The organism is Qingshengfaniella alkalisoli, assembly GCF_007855645.1.
Lineage (GTDB): Bacteria > Pseudomonadota > Alphaproteobacteria > Rhodobacterales > Rhodobacteraceae > Qingshengfaniella > Qingshengfaniella alkalisoli.
The window spans coordinates 245630-259935 of sequence record NZ_CP042261.1 but is presented as its reverse complement, the minus strand read 5'-3'; the positions used below and the strand labels follow the sequence as shown (position 1 = coordinate 259935).

The window sequence follows — 14306 nt, the reverse complement described above, 5'->3', positions numbered from 1 at the left end:
CGGCGTGCGCTGTTTAAGCGTTTGCGCTACAGAACGAGTAGTCCCATCGACATCGCCTTCGCCACGGCATGCGTGGTGTTTTGCGCCCCAAGCTTGAACCGGGCTGCCTCGATATAGGCCCGCAAGGTGTGTTCTGATATCGATAGCGCATCCGCCGCTTGCGCACGGGACCGCCCGATCGCAAGCAGGCTTAGCGTGTCCACCTCCCGTGGCGAAAGGTGGTGCATTCTGGGCATGGCCTCTGGCGAAGAAAGTTCCAGCACGCGCTGGTTCAGCAAGTGGGCAGCAAGGATCAGATCATTGAGATGCGTGTCGCAGTACCGCTGCCAACTATCGTCGGTCGTGCGGCTGTTCACGGTAAATAGTGCGAACTGTCCGCCCGGACCCCGAACCGGCAACGACAGGCCCTGATTGCCAATGCCCGCCTCCAGCGCCTCATGCAGAAAAGAACGTGACGCTTTCGTGCTCCAATCCAGCGCCTTCCAGTCCACCGGCTGAAAACGTTGGAAGCATCCCTGGACGACCGGGTCAATCCGAGCATACCCCATCTCTAAATATCGATCGACCCAATCGGTCTCGTACGTCAGTGCCGCAAATTGCCGACCACCCTTTCCGATCGAATGAAAGACAACATGGTCCGCCTGAAGCTGTTCGCGTAGCTCATGGATGACGGGCTGCAGACCCTCAGGCGTTGTCACCTGCTGCAATAGTGTTACGAATCGTTCGATCCTGCCCGCCATGCTCACGCTCTAGCTCCGCCAAACCAGAGGTTTTGGCAAGCTCCGCCGCCGCGACGAGGATCGTATCATCCAACTGCTCCGCCAGCACGGGCAGCCCGTTCTGACGCGCGAAACTTTTGAGATCCGCAAGTACATCTATCACCCAGCCCTGTTGCATCTACTGTTCCTCTGAGTGGTTAACGGTTCATTAATACAACCATAGCACGAGCCGCGTTTCTCATAATACCCGCGAGATTCACCCCCCCATTTATGGGGAGGCGGCGTTTAGCAAATGGTTGATTTTCACTTGCTCATACGGTCTGAGGTGCGAATGATCCTCACACATTACAGATGGAGACAGCCATGACCGTCCATATCGGCGCAGCACCCGGACAGATTGCAGAAACCGTTTTGATGCCCGGCGACCCGCTGCGGGCCAAATGGGCGGCGGAAACCTTCCTCGACGATCCGGTTTGCGTGAACGAAGTCCGCGGGATGCTGGGCTTCACGGGCACCTGGAAAGGTAATCGCGTCACGATCCACGGATCGGGAATGGGTATGCCATCGCTGTCGATCTACGCAAACGAGTTGATCCGCGATTACGGGGCCAAGACGCTCATCCGGATCGGGTCAGCCGGCGCAATGCAGGAAAAGATCGCACTGCGTGACGTGATCCTCGCGATGACTGCGACGACCATGTCCACGCCATCCATGGGTTTCTTCAAGGAATTAAACTTCGCGCCCTGCGCCGACTGGTCGCTACTCAAGGCCGCCGCCGAGGCGTCCGAGGGCCGCGACATTGCAACCCATGTGGGGGGCATCTATTCGTCTGACGTCTTCTATGATGAACGCCCGGACCTGAACGAACAGATGACCCGCCACGGTATTCTGGGCGTCGAAATGGAAGCGGCTGAACTTTACACCGTTGCCGCCCGCTTCGGGTGCCGGGCGCTGGCCGTCCTGACCATCTCCGATCACCTGATCACCGGCGAACAACTGCCTTCGTCAGACCGTCAGTCCAGCTTTGGCGACATGGTCGAGATCGCGCTCGAAGCCGCCTTCGCCTGACGAACCTTATGCTGCGCGGCGACGCTTGTGACGGCGTCGCGCGGGCTTTGCATTCGTCGCGGGTTTCGGGCCTCGCCCACCCCCGCCAGAGGAACCGCGACGGCCACGACCTTTGGACTTCGGCGCGTCCTCATGCGCCCAAGCTGTGCCGCCAATCACCGGAATATCCAGTTTCATCAACCGTTCGATCCCGCGCAGGTCGGACATCTCGTCCGGAGCGCAAAATGCAATTGCCTCGCCCTCGGCCCCGGCACGCGCGGTCCGGCCGATACGGTGAACATAATTCTCCGCAACGTTCGGCAGATCGAAGTTGAACACATGCGTCACGTCACGAATATCGATGCCACGCGCTGCAACATCCGTGGCCACAAGGATCTGCACATCACCAGATCTGAACGAGGCCAACGCGCGATCCCGCTGCCCTTGGCTTTTGTTGCCATGGATCGCGGCCGCGTTGAAGCCATCGGCATTCAGTCCTTTCATCAGGCGCTCTGCACCGTGCTTGGTGCGGCTGAAGACGATCGAGCGTGCCTTCGGCAGCTTCGCAAGATATTCCTTCAGCAGCCCCGCCTTTTCGGTCTGTGCAACGAAATGGACCGCCTGTTCGATCTTGTCAGCTACCTTGCCTTGGGGCGCAACTTCGACTTTCACGGGCCGCGACAGATAGCTCTCCGAAATCTCTTCCATTTGCTTCGGCATGGTGGCCGAGAACAGAAGCGTCTGACGGTCTTCGGGCAGCAGCTTGGCAATTTTGCGCAAGGTGTGGATGAAACCCAGATCAAGCATCTGATCCGCTTCATCCAGAACGAGGAACTGCGTGTTCGACAGGCTCACCGATCCGCGCTCCAGATGGTCCATCAAGCGTCCGGGCGTCGCGACGAGGATGTCGGTTCCCCGGCTTAGGCGCTTTGCCTGTGCGCCGACGGACATGCCACCAACGACTAGCCCAACGCGCAGATTGGTGCGCTTGATCAGCGGTGCGAGCGTATCGGTGATCTGGCGGGCGAGTTCACGCGTCGGCGCAAGCACCAGCGCTGTCACCTCTTTCGGCGCGGCCCGGTCACCGGAATTCAGAATGCGTTCAATCATGGGCAGTGAGAACGCTGCCGTCTTGCCAGTGCCGGTCTGGGCCAGCCCCATGATGTCACGGCCTTTCAGTGCCCACGGAATGGCCTCCGCCTGAATGGGCGTGGGCGTGTCGTGACCCAGAGCGTCAAGTTTGTGGACGAGGCGCTCGGACAGGCCGAGTTCGGAAAATTTGGTCAAAGGATACCTTTCAGTCCGGGCGATGCCGGAAGAGTTCGAGACTGTGCTGGGAACCGCCGTCAAGCGACGGGAACGTCACACGGGATACGGACCGCGCACATCATGTGCTGGTCGTCGGACTCCTGCGTGACGGGGAATCTGGGTTGTCCGCTCGCGCTGCGGTGCGATGCCCTTGCTCTGGGCGGCACTGGTTGGTGCGTCTCGCTCACGCGGCGAGAAACGCTATATGTGCCCGGTGAAACAAAAAGTCAATCACCCTTGTCGCGCACAGAAGTCCGGCGATGCATCGCCGTCCTTCAATATCTCGGCACCACAGGTCATACAGACGAAGTAACATTGCCCGTCACGATCCCGCCCCGCATTCCGCCGCCAGCGACAGTCCCGCATCCGCACCCTGCGCGGAGAGGTAAGCCACAGCGCAATGACGATTACAGACAAAGCGATCAGTAGCAGCATAACCTAGCCAGCGATTGCCAAATTCCCGGCAAAACCCAACAGGAAGCCCGCAACCGCGCCGAGAGGTGGTGCCCAGTGACGATCCAACCGCGCCTGCGGAGCAACGTCTTCAAATAGCAGGTATAGGATCCCACCCGCGGCAAACAGCATGATGCCGCCGAGAATTTGTGGCGTGTCCACAAGGGTCGCCATTCCGATCGTAGCGGCGATGGGTCCGACCGGCACCATCGCAAGATGCAAGAGCAGCAGCTTGCGGTTCGACCCCGCGCCGTTTTCCTTGAGCTCACGATATGCGTTGAACCCTTCAGGGAAGTTCTGCAGCGCGATAAGTCCTGCCAACAGCAATGCGACGGATGGGTCGCTTGCCAGTATCGCTCCGAGCGCCATCGCTTCGGGCACATAATCGAGCATCATCGCCATGAACTGCGCCATGTGGCCGCCGCGCATTTGCAGATACCGGTCCACCACAAAGAAAAGAACCCCACCTGCCGCAAACAGGATCAGCGCCGGGAACGCATTCAGGCGCTCAGCCCCCTCCGGAACCAACACAAGGGCGATGGCCGAGAAAAGCGCGCCGCCGCCAAACGCTGCGACGGTATGGCGAAACTCGTCTTGCAGCCAACCGGGGATAAAGCCGTCCCGCGAAGCCAAAAGCGCGCCCAACGGAATGGACGCGCCTGCGAAGGTGGACAGAAGCAACGCGTGGATAAGTCCCGGCTGCTCCACGGATCAAACGATCCGCTCGACCATCATCTTCTTGATTTCGCCGATGGCCTTGGCGGGGTTCAGACCTTTCGGGCAGGTCTTCGCGCAGTTCATGATCGTATGACAGCGATACAGTTTGAACGGGTCTTCCAGATCATCCAGTCGTTCGCCCGTCGCTTCGTCACGGCTGTCAATGATCCACCGATAGGCATGCAGCAACGCTGCTGGCCCAAGGTAACGATCACCGTTCCACCAGTAGCTGGGGCAGGACGTCGAGCAGGACGCGCACATCACGCATTCATACAGACCGTCGAGCTTCTTGCGATCCTCGATCGACTGTCGCCATTCCTTGGCCGGACGGTTCGTCTTGGTTTCCAACCACGGCATAATCGAGGCGTGCTGCGCGTAGAAATGCGTCAGGTCCGGGATCAGATCCTTAACCACCGGCATGTGCGGCAGCGGGTAGATCTTCACATCACCCTTGATCTCGTCCAGGCCGTAGATGCAGGCCAGCGTGTTAATGCCGTCGATCATCATCGCGCAAGACCCGCAGATACCTTCGCGGCAGGACCGGCGGAAGGTCAGCGTGGGGTCGATCTCGTTCTTGATCTTGATCAGCGCGTCCAGAACCATCGGCCCGCAGGCATCCATATCGAGGAAATAGGTGTCGACCCGCGGGTTCCGGCCGTCATCGGGGTTCCAGCGGTAAATCTGGAACTTGCGGACATTTGTTGCACCTTCCGGCTTCGGCCAAGTCTTGCCCGTGGTGATCTTCGAGTTCTTGGGGAGTGTCAGCTGGACCATGGTCTTGCCTCCTCAATACACCCGCGCCTTGGGCGCGATTTTCTTCAGGTCGATGCCTCCTTCGTCCTCTTTCGTCAGAGGATCCAGATGCACCGGGCGATAGGTCAGCGTGACCTTGGTGTCCTTGACCTTTGCCAATGTGTGAACGCGCCAGTTTTCATCGTCTCGGTCGGGATAGTCCTCATGCGCATGTGCACCACGGCTTTCCTTGCGCGCCTCTGCACCATGGATCGTCGCCAGTGCGTTGGGCATCAGGTTGGCCAACTCCAGTGTTTCCATCAGGTCGCTGTTCCACACGAGCGAGCGGTCGGTGACTTTCAGATCATCCATCTTCGCGGCAACGGCTGTCATCTTCTCGACGCCTTCGGCCAGCGTCTTGTCGGTGCGGAACACGGCAGCGTCCTGCTGCATCGTCTTCTGCATCTCAAGCCGCAGATCGGCGGTCGGGGTCGTGCCATTGGCATGGCGGAACTCATCAAAACGATCCAGCGCCTTGTCGATGGATTTCTGGTTCGGCGTTGGATTGGGGTCATTCGGATCAACAACCTCGCCCGCACGGATCGCCGCAGCGCGCCCGAACACCACAAGATCGATCAGTGAATTCGATCCAAGGCGGTTTGCACCATGCACCGACGCGCAGCCCGCTTCGCCCACGGCCATCAGGCCCTTGGCAACACGGTCGGGCTGCTTCTGGGTCGGGTTCAGCACCTCGCCCCAGTAGTTCGTCGGAATACCGCCCATGTTGTAGTGAACCGTCGGCAGAACCGGGATCGGTTCCTTCGTCACGTCCACACCAGCAAAGATACGCGCGGATTCGGAAATCCCCGGCAGGCGCTCGGCCAGCGTTTCCGGTGGCAGGTGATTCAGATGCAGGTAGATGTGATCGCCTTCCGCGCCCACACCACGCCCTTCACGGATTTCCATGGTCATGCAGCGGGACACCACGTCGCGAGACGCCAGATCCTTATACGTCGGCGCGTAGCGTTCCATGAAACGCTCGCCTTCGCTGTTGGTCAGGTAACCGCCCTCGCCCCGCGCACCTTCGGTGATCAGGCAGCCGGAACCGTAGATGCCGGTGGGGTGGAACTGGACGAACTCCATGTCCTGCAGCGGCAGGCCAGCGCGCGCGACCATGCCACCACCATCACCCGTACAGGTGTGTGCGGAGGTGGCGGAGAAATAAGCGCGGCCGTAACCGCCCGTCGCCAGAACGGTCATCTTGGCGTTGAACAGGTGGAGCGTGCCGTCATCAAGCTTCCAGCACAGCACGCCCTGGCATGCACCATCATCGCCCATGATCAGGTCGAGCGCGAAGTATTCGATGTAAAACTCCGCATTGTGCTTCAGCGACTGACCGTAAAGCGTGTGCAGGATCGCGTGGCCCGTGCGGTCCGCGGCTGCACAGGTGCGCTGCACCGGCGGGCCTTCGCCGAACTCGGTGGTGTGACCACCGAAGGGGCGCTGATAGATCTTGCCTTCCTCGGTGCGCGAGAACGGAACGCCATAGTGTTCCAGCTCATAGACGGCCTTGGGAGCTTCACGGGCAAGGTATTCCATCGCGTCCGTGTCGCCCAGCCAGTCCGATCCCTTGACCGTGTCGTACATATGCCACTGCCAGTTGTCGGGGCCCATGTTGGACAGCGATGCGGCGATCCCGCCCTGCGCGGCATCCGTGTGTGAACGGGTCGGGAACACCTTGGTCACGCAAGCGGTGCGCAGCCCCTGCTCGGCCATGCCGAGCGTCGCGCGAAGGCCTGCGCCCCCGGCACCAACGACCACGACGTCATATTCATGCGTCTCGTATTCGTATGCAGCCATATTCTCAGTGCTCCGTCAGATCAAAGCGCGAGGCGCACAAGGGCGTAGAGCCCGGCACCTATCAGCGCGTAACTCAGGCAGACCGTCACCGCGATGGCGATCTTGCGTGTCAGGCCCCCGACATAGTCTTCGATTGCCACCTGCGCCCCATTCTTGAAGTGCAGCATGCCGACCGTCAGGGTCAGGCCCGCAACAATCGCGGGGAAAGGACGCGCGAAATAGGCGACGACTTCCTCGTAGGGCGCGCCAAGCTGTGGCCCGAAGGTAAAGATGAACAGCGGGACAAGCACCAGCAGGCCGATGCTGCTGAGGGTCATGTTCCAGAAGTGCTCTGTCCCTGATTTGGCAGAGCCAAGGCCGGTCGCGCGTTTGCGGTCAGTCAGATAACGCATCTCGGCCCCCTTACATCGCCAGTGCGGAAACGATGGTCATAACCACCGATCCGCCAACCACGATCCAGCCCATTGCATCCGCATCTTTCAACTGAAAGCCGCGCCCCGTGTCCCAGATCAAGTGCCGGATGCCCGCGAGGAAGTGATACCACAGCGCCCAAAGCGACAGGAACATTACCAGATCACCGAACCACGACGTCACGAATGCATCTGCGGTCGCGAACGCTTCTGGGCCCGTCGCGGCGGCGACAAGCCACCAGACGATCAAGATGGTCGCCACGATTAGCGCGTTGCCGGTGACGCGCGTCAGGATCGACGTCACGGAATTAAGTTGCAGGCGATAGTACGGCCCCAGCATAAAGGGCGATAACGGGCGGTTACCCCGATTCACGTCAGCCATGGGTTACCCTTTCAGGTCAGATACCTTTGGTCGAATTGGTCCTCGTGATAGCAGCTTTTTCTGCGCTGTCAGCCCGAAACCTCCCCAAATCGCTACGTATTCACGATGTTTGCGTCGAAAAGCCTGCTTTGTGATCACACGCGTCAATCGTGTGATCACAAATTAGCAACTCACTAATGTGCGCCCAGTCTCGTTTCCGGCGTGTAAGTGCCTTCTACTTCTTTCACCACCGCCTGACCGCATCGCATGACACCGTTCGCTTGATCATATGCGTAGGTAGGACCTCCATAAAGCTCCCACCCTTTGTTCAGCGCGTCCGTCACCTTGTGGCAGAACGCAGAGGTGTCTTCTTCGGTCAATAGTCGGTAAAGTTTCATCTTTCACCTATCCAAATGGGAAATAGCCCAGCCAGCTATGGATCGCCGCAACGACCGCGTAAAGCACGAGCGCAATCGCGGCGGCACGAATCTCCTTGGCCTTGCTTGCAACTGGCGGGCGCTCCCAATCCGGCTGCGCGCGATTGATCAAGACCATTTCAGTCAACGCCCATACGAGCAGCCCGCCGAACATGACCCAAGACGCCAGATCACCATTCACCAGCAGATGCGCGACGGCCCAGATACTGAAGCCGGTCAGTTGCGGGTGACGGATAATGCGATGTAATCGTGTTTTCGCACCGGCCACCGCGAACAGGTAGAAGGCAATCAGCACCAACAGATTGTTGAGATGCACCGCCCACGCCATTTTCGGGTAAAGCGGCACGACATCTGCCACGCGGAACCCGAACACCATGCACAGCACACCGAGCAGGATAACAACGGCCGATACCCCGCGCCCCGACTTGCCAAGCCGGCTGCGCAGATCAGGCAGGATGCGGCCGTATAGATGCCCCGCCCACCACAATGCCAAACCGAAGATCAGCAGTACCATCACCACCCCCTGTCGCGGATCAAATCCGCCTTCACTATTAGCTGTCTCGCTGAACGGACATGAAGTTCCTCGACGATTACGCCATCCACGACCGCGACGCCCTGCCCATTCGCCTGAGCCGATGTGAACCCTTCGATCTGGCGCGCAGCAAAAGACACCTCGTCCGGCGTCGGACCAAAAACGTCATTGGCAATTCCCAACTGCTCCGGATGGATCAGGGTTTTGCCGTCAAAGCCGAACAGCCGTCCCTGAAGACATTCTCGCCGCAAACCTTCAGCGTCCTTCGGCGCATTGAACACACCGTCTATTGCCGCGACCCCGGCCGCCCGCGCCGCCAGAACGATCATCTGGAGTGCGTGGGTCAGAGCAGCTCGGTCTGGCGATACCTTGGCCTGCAGGTCCAACCGCAGATCATTCGTACCCGCAATCAGCCCCGCCACGCCCGATGTCGAAGCAATTCGTTCCGCTGCCAACACCCCCCGCGGAGTTTCGATCATCGCCCATACGGACATCTCGTCATCCAGCCGAGCCGCGACCGCCTCAACTTGCGACGGATCTTCCGCCTTGGGCAACACGACACCCGCAGCGCCACTTACCGCCACCATCGACACATCTTCATGATGCCAGGGGGTACCGCCTGCGTTCACACGGACCAGTGCCGCTCTCGGCCCAAAGCCCCCGGCTGACAGAACGTCGGCAACGGCTTTACGCGCACCCGGTTTCTGATCGGGTATGACAGCGTCCTCAAGGTCGAGAATCACCGCGTCGGCGGGTAGTTCTCGCGCCTTTTCAATGGCGGAAACGCGCGACCCAGGCACATAAAGCATCGAGCGAAGCAACTGCATCTCCGGGACCGTGTCAGACGAAGTTGGCTGGTTCACTGGCTTGCCCATCTAACTTTCGATTCGGCTCCGACCTTACGCCGAAGCCACGCAACATAACAGGATCACAACTGCTTAAGGTCTCGGCCAATCCGCGCGCGGCCTTGCGTCAACAATGGATATCCACAGCGATCCCTTGCGTGGTGGGCACATTCGGACTACCCACCCTGCGGAGTATTCATGGACCGGAGATTAAGAATCATGGCCAGACCCAAGATCGCCCTGATCGGAGCCGGGCAGATTGGCGGCACACTCGCCCATCTCGCCGCTATCAAGGAATTGGGCGATGTCGTTCTCTTCGACATCACTGACGGCATTCCACAGGGCAAGGCGCTCGACATCGCGGAATCCGGCCCCGTAGAGGGCTTCGATGCTGCGCTCAGCGGCGCAACGGACTACGCCGACATTGCCGACGCCGACGTTTGCATCGTCACCGCAGGTGTCCCGCGCAAGCCGGGCATGAGCCGCGACGACCTGCTGGGCATCAACCTGAAGGTAATGAAGTCCGTAGGCGAGGGCATCAAGGAACACGCCCCGAACGCATTCGTCATCTGCATCACCAACCCGCTTGACGCGATGGTCTGGGCGCTGCGCGAGTATTCGGGTCTGCCGCATGAGAAAGTTGTCGGCATGGCTGGCGTTCTGGACAGTGCGCGTTTCCGTCACTTCCTGAGCCTGGAGTTCGGCGTATCGATGCGCGACGTATCCGCCTTTGTTCTGGGCGGCCACGGGGACACGATGGTTCCGCTGACCCGCTATTCGACCGTCGCCGGTATCCCGCTGCCAGATCTGGTGAAAATGGGCTGGACGACGCAAGAGAAGCTTGACGCCATCGTACAGCGCACCCGCGACGGTGGCGCAGAGATCGTCGGCTTGCTGAAAACCGGCTCGGCCTATTATGCGCCAGCAACCTCCGCGATCGAGATGGCCGAGGCCTACCTGAAAGACCAAAAGCGTGTCCTGCCTTGTGCAGCTTACGTCGACGGCCCGTTCGGCCTTGACGGCTTCTATGTCGGCGTTCCAACCGTAATCGGCGGAAACGGCATTGAAAGGATCATCGACATCAAGCTCGGCAAGGACGAGCAAGCGATGTTCGACAAGTCCGTCGACGCCGTGAAAGGCTTGGTCGACGCGTGCAAGGGCATCGACGAAAACCTTGGCTGACACGCCTGAAAGCCGCCCGGAAGCCTGCGGGGTCGTCTTCGCAGTTTCCGGAAAGCGCTACCTCACCGTAGCCGAACAGGCCGCCCGGTCTGTTCGGAAATCCAACCCCGAACTTGCGATCGACATCTTCACGGATAGCGACGTAGAGCCGGGGCTTTTCGATGCGGTCCACATGCTCGAGAAGAGCTGGTTTCGGCCAAAATTCGAGTCGATGATCCGGTCCCGCTTCGACAAGACCATTTATCTTGACGCCGATCTGGTCGTGGTTGCGGATATCAGTGACGTCTTCGAAGTGCTCGACCATTTCGATATCGCCGCAGCCCACGTGCAGAACCGCAATCAGAACTTCGCGCGGCAGGTCTGGAACGTCGAAATTCCCAACGCCTTTCCCCAGATCAATGGCGGCGTGATCGGCGTTCGCAAGACACCCGAGACGACCGCCTTCCTCATGCACTGCCGCGACGTGATGACGGAAGAAGGGCTCAAACGCGATCAGCCGGTGTTTCGCGAGATGCTTTGGAAAAGCGACCTGCGTCTCGCCATCCTTCCGCCTGAATACAATGTACGCGTCCCCAATCCATGGTGGTTTCAAGGGTCGAACGCTCCTGCCCCACGCATTCTTCACAGCTCCTATTTCATCAAGAATATGCGCCGTGATGATAAAGCCCCGGCACCCTGGACGATCTATAGCCCCATATTTTTGCGGCATGTCGATGCGTTGATCCGCGCGGACAAGCAGTTGTCTCCAGGAACCAGGGAAAAGGCATTCGCGCCGTTCAACTTCCCCGCCAAGCTGCGTCGGCTGATCGGAAAGATCTTCGCGCGAACCCCATAGCACCGCCCAAGGCACAAGCCTCGGAGCTTTGACGAAACGTCGCTTGACGTTACGGTCATAGGTGATTCTCGCGGTAGGAAAGGAAGTCGCAGGGTTTGTGATCACACATTTCTGGCCTGTGATCACAAATGTGAAAAATCTAGCTGAAATGCCAGAAAACCCAAGAATTCCTATTTCCTTGTTATTAGTTTCATGTGTTTAGAGACCTACCTAATTTGCACCAAGACGGGACAGCTTCATGAACATTCATGAGTACCAGGCCAAAGCCCTCCTGCGCCAATACGGGGCACCGGTGTCCGACGGGCGTGTCGTGACAAAAGCCGAAGAGGCCAAGACGGCTGCGGGAGAACTCGAAGGCCCGCTCTGGGTCGTTAAAGCCCAGATCCACGCGGGGGGCCGCGGCAAGGGCTCCTTCAAGGAAGCATCAGCAGGTGAAAAAGGCGGTGTCCGCCTAGCCAAATCGGTCGAAGAAGCCGCTGATGAAACCGCGAAGATGCTGGGCCGCACGCTGGTCACGCACCAGACCGGACCGGCAGGCAAGCAGGTCAACCGCATCTATATCGAAGACGGATCGGGCATCGATCGCGAACTGTATCTCGCCCTGCTCGTTGATCGCGTGACCAGCCGCATCTCTTTCGTTGTCTCCACCGAAGGTGGTATGGATATCGAGGAAGTCGCGGCGAACACGCCCGAAAAGATCCTGTCCTTCTCCGTCGATCCGGCCACCGGCATCCAGGGCTTCCACGGTCGCCGCGTTGCGTTCGCGCTGGGTCTGGAAGGCAAGCAGGTCAAGCAGTGCGTAGCGCTGATCAACACGCTGTACCAGATCTTCGTCGAAAAAGACGCCGAGATGCTGGAAATCAACCCGCTGATCGTTACCGACGAAGGCGATCTGAAATGCCTCGACTGCAAGATGGGCTTTGACGGCAACGCGATCTACCGCCACGCCGACATCGCCGCGCTGCGCGACGAGACGGAAGAAGACCCCAAGGAACTGGCCGCATCGAAGTTCGACCTGAACTACATCGCGCTGGACGGTGAAATCGGCTGCATGGTCAACGGCGCAGGCCTTGCCATGGCGACGATGGACATCATCAAGCTTTACGGCGCAGAGCCCGCCAACTTCCTCGATGTGGGCGGCGGGGCGACCAAGGAAAAGGTTACCGAGGCGTTCAAGATCATTACCTCCGACCAGAACGTCAAAGGCATCCTGGTCAATATCTTCGGTGGTATCATGCGCTGTGATGTGATCGCCGAGGGCGTGATTGCGGCCGTGAAAGAAGTCGGGCTGGAAGTCCCACTCGTCGTGCGTCTCGAAGGCACGAATGTCGAGAAGGGTAAGGAAATCATAAACAATTCCGGCCTGAGCGTCATCGCTGCGGACGACCTGTCCGATGCTGCCGAGAAAATTGTCAAAGCGGTGAAGGGCTAAGAGAAATGGCTGTACTCGTTGACGAAAACACCAAGGTTATCTGTCAGGGCCTGACTGGCTCGCAGGGCACCTTCCACTCCGAACAGGCGATTGCATACGGCACCAAGATGGTTGGCGGTGTGACCCCCGGCAAAGGCGGTCAGACCCACCTTGATCTGCCCGTCTTCAATTCCGTACATGAAGCAAAGGCCAAGACCGAAGCCAATGCATCCGTGATCTATGTACCGCCGCCCTTCGCGGCAGATTCGATCATGGAAGCTATCGACGCGGAAATGGAACTGATCGTCTGCATCACCGAAGGCATTCCGGTGCTCGACATGATGAAGGTCAAGCGTGCGCTGGAAGGCTCCAAATCCACGCTGATCGGCCCGAACTGCCCGGGTGTCATCACGCCGGATGCCTGCAAGATCGGCATCATGCCGGGTCACATCCACAAGCGCGGCACCGTGGGCGTCGTATCCCGTTCGGGCACGCTGACCTACGAAGCCGTCAAGCAGACCACTGACGTTGGCCTTGGCCAGTCCACCTGCGTCGGCATCGGCGGTGACCCGATCAAGGGCACCGAACATCTGGACGTTCTGGAATGGTTCCTCGCGGACGACGAAACCGAATCCATCATCATGATCGGTGAAATCGGCGGATCTGCGGAAGAAGAAGCCGCTCAGTTCCTCAAGGACGAAGCAAAGCGCGGTCGTTCCAAGCCAACCGCCGGGTTCATCGCTGGTCGCACGGCACCTCCGGGACGCCGCATGGGCCACGCCGGCGCGATCGTCGCCGGGGGCAAGGGCGGTGCAGACGACAAGATCGAAGCCATGAAGTCGGCTGGCATCGTTGTCGCCGAAAGCCCGGCCAAGCTTGGCGAAGCCGTGCTCAAGGCGATCGGCTGATACGCTGAACTAGGGGAAGAGCCATGGGTTTCATGGACGCTGTCAAAACCTGTTTCGCGAAATTCCTGACCTTGCAGGGACGCGCGAGTCGTCCGGAATACTGGTGGTTCTTTCTCTTTGTCATTCTGGGCGGCCTTGTCGCCCAGATGATCGACGGCCTGATCTTCGGCTTCGCGACCGAAGAAGAACCTGGCCGCCATCCCATCACTCTGATTTTCTGGTTTGTCACGCTGTTCCCTGCGCTTGCCGCCGGATGGCGTCGCATGCACGACACGGGCCGTCCGGGCTGGTTCATGATTCTGCCGACCATTATCGTGCTATGCGCTTTTGCAGGGCTGCTGCTTGGCGTACTTGGCTTCGGCGCGATTGAAGCTGTCGGTGCGGACCCGGTAAGGCTGCATCCCGTCGCGGCAGTCGTTGGACTGACCGGCTTGTATGTGACCTACGCGGTCATACTTGTCGCTTCTATCCTAAAGCTCTGGTGGCTGACCCGTCCGGGCGACACATCAGATAATCACTACGGCCCCGTGCCGACCCGATAAGACCCGT

At 59.4% G+C, this 14306-nt stretch carries 17 protein-coding genes; 6 read left to right on the top strand and 11 right to left on the bottom strand.

Annotated features, from left to right (window positions below; translation table 11 throughout):
* Positions 1 to 26: 26 nt before the first annotated feature.
* Both FPZ52_RS01405 and FPZ52_RS01400 read right to left on the bottom strand, forming a co-directional pair.
* A complete protein-coding gene (locus tag FPZ52_RS01405; protein WP_146363001.1) occupies positions 27 to 740 on the bottom strand; it encodes a helix-turn-helix transcriptional regulator in 714 nt (237 codons plus the stop codon).
* Positions 685 to 897, bottom strand: coding sequence for a hypothetical protein (locus tag FPZ52_RS01400; protein ID WP_146362999.1), 213 nt, complete (start codon positions 895 to 897; stop codon positions 685 to 687). Before FPZ52_RS01400 ends, FPZ52_RS01405 begins: the two co-directional genes overlap by 56 nt.
* A gap of 185 nt (positions 898 to 1082) precedes the next feature.
* Here FPZ52_RS01400 and deoD point away from each other — a divergent pair, with 185 nt between their 5' ends.
* Positions 1083 to 1787: a purine-nucleoside phosphorylase gene (gene deoD / locus FPZ52_RS01395; RefSeq protein WP_146362997.1), complete on the top strand. Its 705-nt coding sequence runs from the start codon at positions 1083 to 1085 to the stop codon at positions 1785 to 1787.
* Between the two features lie 6 nt (positions 1788 to 1793).
* Here the strand turns inward: deoD and FPZ52_RS01390 are convergent, their stop codons facing one another.
* The 9 genes from FPZ52_RS01390 to FPZ52_RS01350 form a co-directional block, all read right to left on the bottom strand.
* The gene (locus tag FPZ52_RS01390) at positions 1794 to 3053 is read right to left on the bottom strand and encodes a DEAD/DEAH box helicase (protein ID WP_146362995.1); all 1260 of its coding nucleotides are present in this window, start codon (positions 3051 to 3053) and stop codon (positions 1794 to 1796) included.
* Positions 3054 to 3512: 459 nt separating this feature from the next.
* Positions 3513 to 4235: a ZIP family metal transporter gene (locus FPZ52_RS01385; RefSeq protein WP_146362993.1), complete on the bottom strand. Its 723-nt coding sequence runs from the start codon at positions 4233 to 4235 to the stop codon at positions 3513 to 3515.
* 3 nt (positions 4236 to 4238) lie between these two features.
* A complete protein-coding gene (locus tag FPZ52_RS01380) occupies positions 4239 to 5018 on the bottom strand; it encodes a succinate dehydrogenase iron-sulfur subunit (protein ID WP_146362991.1) in 780 nt (259 codons plus the stop codon).
* 12 nt (positions 5019 to 5030) lie between these two features.
* Positions 5031 to 6836 carry a succinate dehydrogenase flavoprotein subunit gene (gene sdhA / locus FPZ52_RS01375; RefSeq protein WP_146362989.1) on the bottom strand — a complete coding sequence of 602 codons (1806 nt, stop codon included), beginning with the start codon at positions 6834 to 6836 and terminating at the stop codon, positions 5031 to 5033.
* Between the two features lie 20 nt (positions 6837 to 6856).
* Positions 6857 to 7228, bottom strand: coding sequence for a succinate dehydrogenase, hydrophobic membrane anchor protein (gene sdhD, locus FPZ52_RS01370; protein WP_146362987.1), 372 nt, complete (start codon positions 7226 to 7228; stop codon positions 6857 to 6859).
* A gap of 10 nt (positions 7229 to 7238) precedes the next feature.
* Positions 7239 to 7628 (bottom strand): succinate dehydrogenase, cytochrome b556 subunit, encoded by a 390-nt coding sequence (gene sdhC, locus FPZ52_RS01365; protein WP_146362985.1) that lies wholly within the window; start codon positions 7626 to 7628, stop codon positions 7239 to 7241.
* A gap of 173 nt (positions 7629 to 7801) precedes the next feature.
* On the bottom strand, positions 7802 to 8005 hold the full coding sequence (locus FPZ52_RS01360; protein WP_146362983.1) for a DUF1737 domain-containing protein: 204 nt from the start codon (positions 8003 to 8005) through the stop codon (positions 7802 to 7804).
* A gap of 7 nt (positions 8006 to 8012) precedes the next feature.
* Positions 8013 to 8558 carry an NnrU family protein gene (locus FPZ52_RS01355; RefSeq protein ID WP_146362981.1) on the bottom strand — a complete coding sequence of 182 codons (546 nt, stop codon included), beginning with the start codon at positions 8556 to 8558 and terminating at the stop codon, positions 8013 to 8015.
* A complete protein-coding gene (locus tag FPZ52_RS01350) occupies positions 8558 to 9439 on the bottom strand; it encodes an HpcH/HpaI aldolase/citrate lyase family protein (RefSeq protein WP_338052799.1) in 882 nt (293 codons plus the stop codon). Before FPZ52_RS01350 ends, FPZ52_RS01355 begins: the two co-directional genes overlap by 1 nt.
* Positions 9440 to 9640: 201 nt before the next feature.
* On the opposite strand from FPZ52_RS01350, the gene mdh reads away from it, so the two are divergent.
* The 5 genes from mdh to FPZ52_RS01325 all read left to right on the top strand — a co-directional run bounded on the left by mdh (position 9641) and on the right by FPZ52_RS01325 (position 14299).
* Positions 9641 to 10603, top strand: coding sequence for a malate dehydrogenase (gene mdh, locus FPZ52_RS01345; protein ID WP_146362979.1), 963 nt, complete (start codon positions 9641 to 9643; stop codon positions 10601 to 10603).
* Entirely contained in the window at positions 10596 to 11438 is an 843-nt protein-coding gene (locus FPZ52_RS01340) for a putative nucleotide-diphospho-sugar transferase (protein WP_146362977.1), read from the top strand. The genes mdh and FPZ52_RS01340 overlap by 8 nt, the downstream gene beginning before the upstream one ends.
* Positions 11439 to 11676: 238 nt before the next feature.
* A complete protein-coding gene (gene sucC / locus FPZ52_RS01335) occupies positions 11677 to 12870 on the top strand; it encodes an ADP-forming succinate--CoA ligase subunit beta (RefSeq protein WP_146362975.1) in 1194 nt (397 codons plus the stop codon).
* Positions 12871 to 12875: 5 nt separating this feature from the next.
* On the top strand, positions 12876 to 13757 hold the full coding sequence (gene sucD / locus FPZ52_RS01330; RefSeq protein ID WP_146362973.1) for a succinate--CoA ligase subunit alpha: 882 nt from the start codon (positions 12876 to 12878) through the stop codon (positions 13755 to 13757).
* Between the two features lie 23 nt (positions 13758 to 13780).
* Positions 13781 to 14299: a DUF805 domain-containing protein gene (locus tag FPZ52_RS01325; protein ID WP_146362971.1), complete on the top strand. Its 519-nt coding sequence runs from the start codon at positions 13781 to 13783 to the stop codon at positions 14297 to 14299.
* Positions 14300 to 14306: the final 7 nt, after the last annotated feature.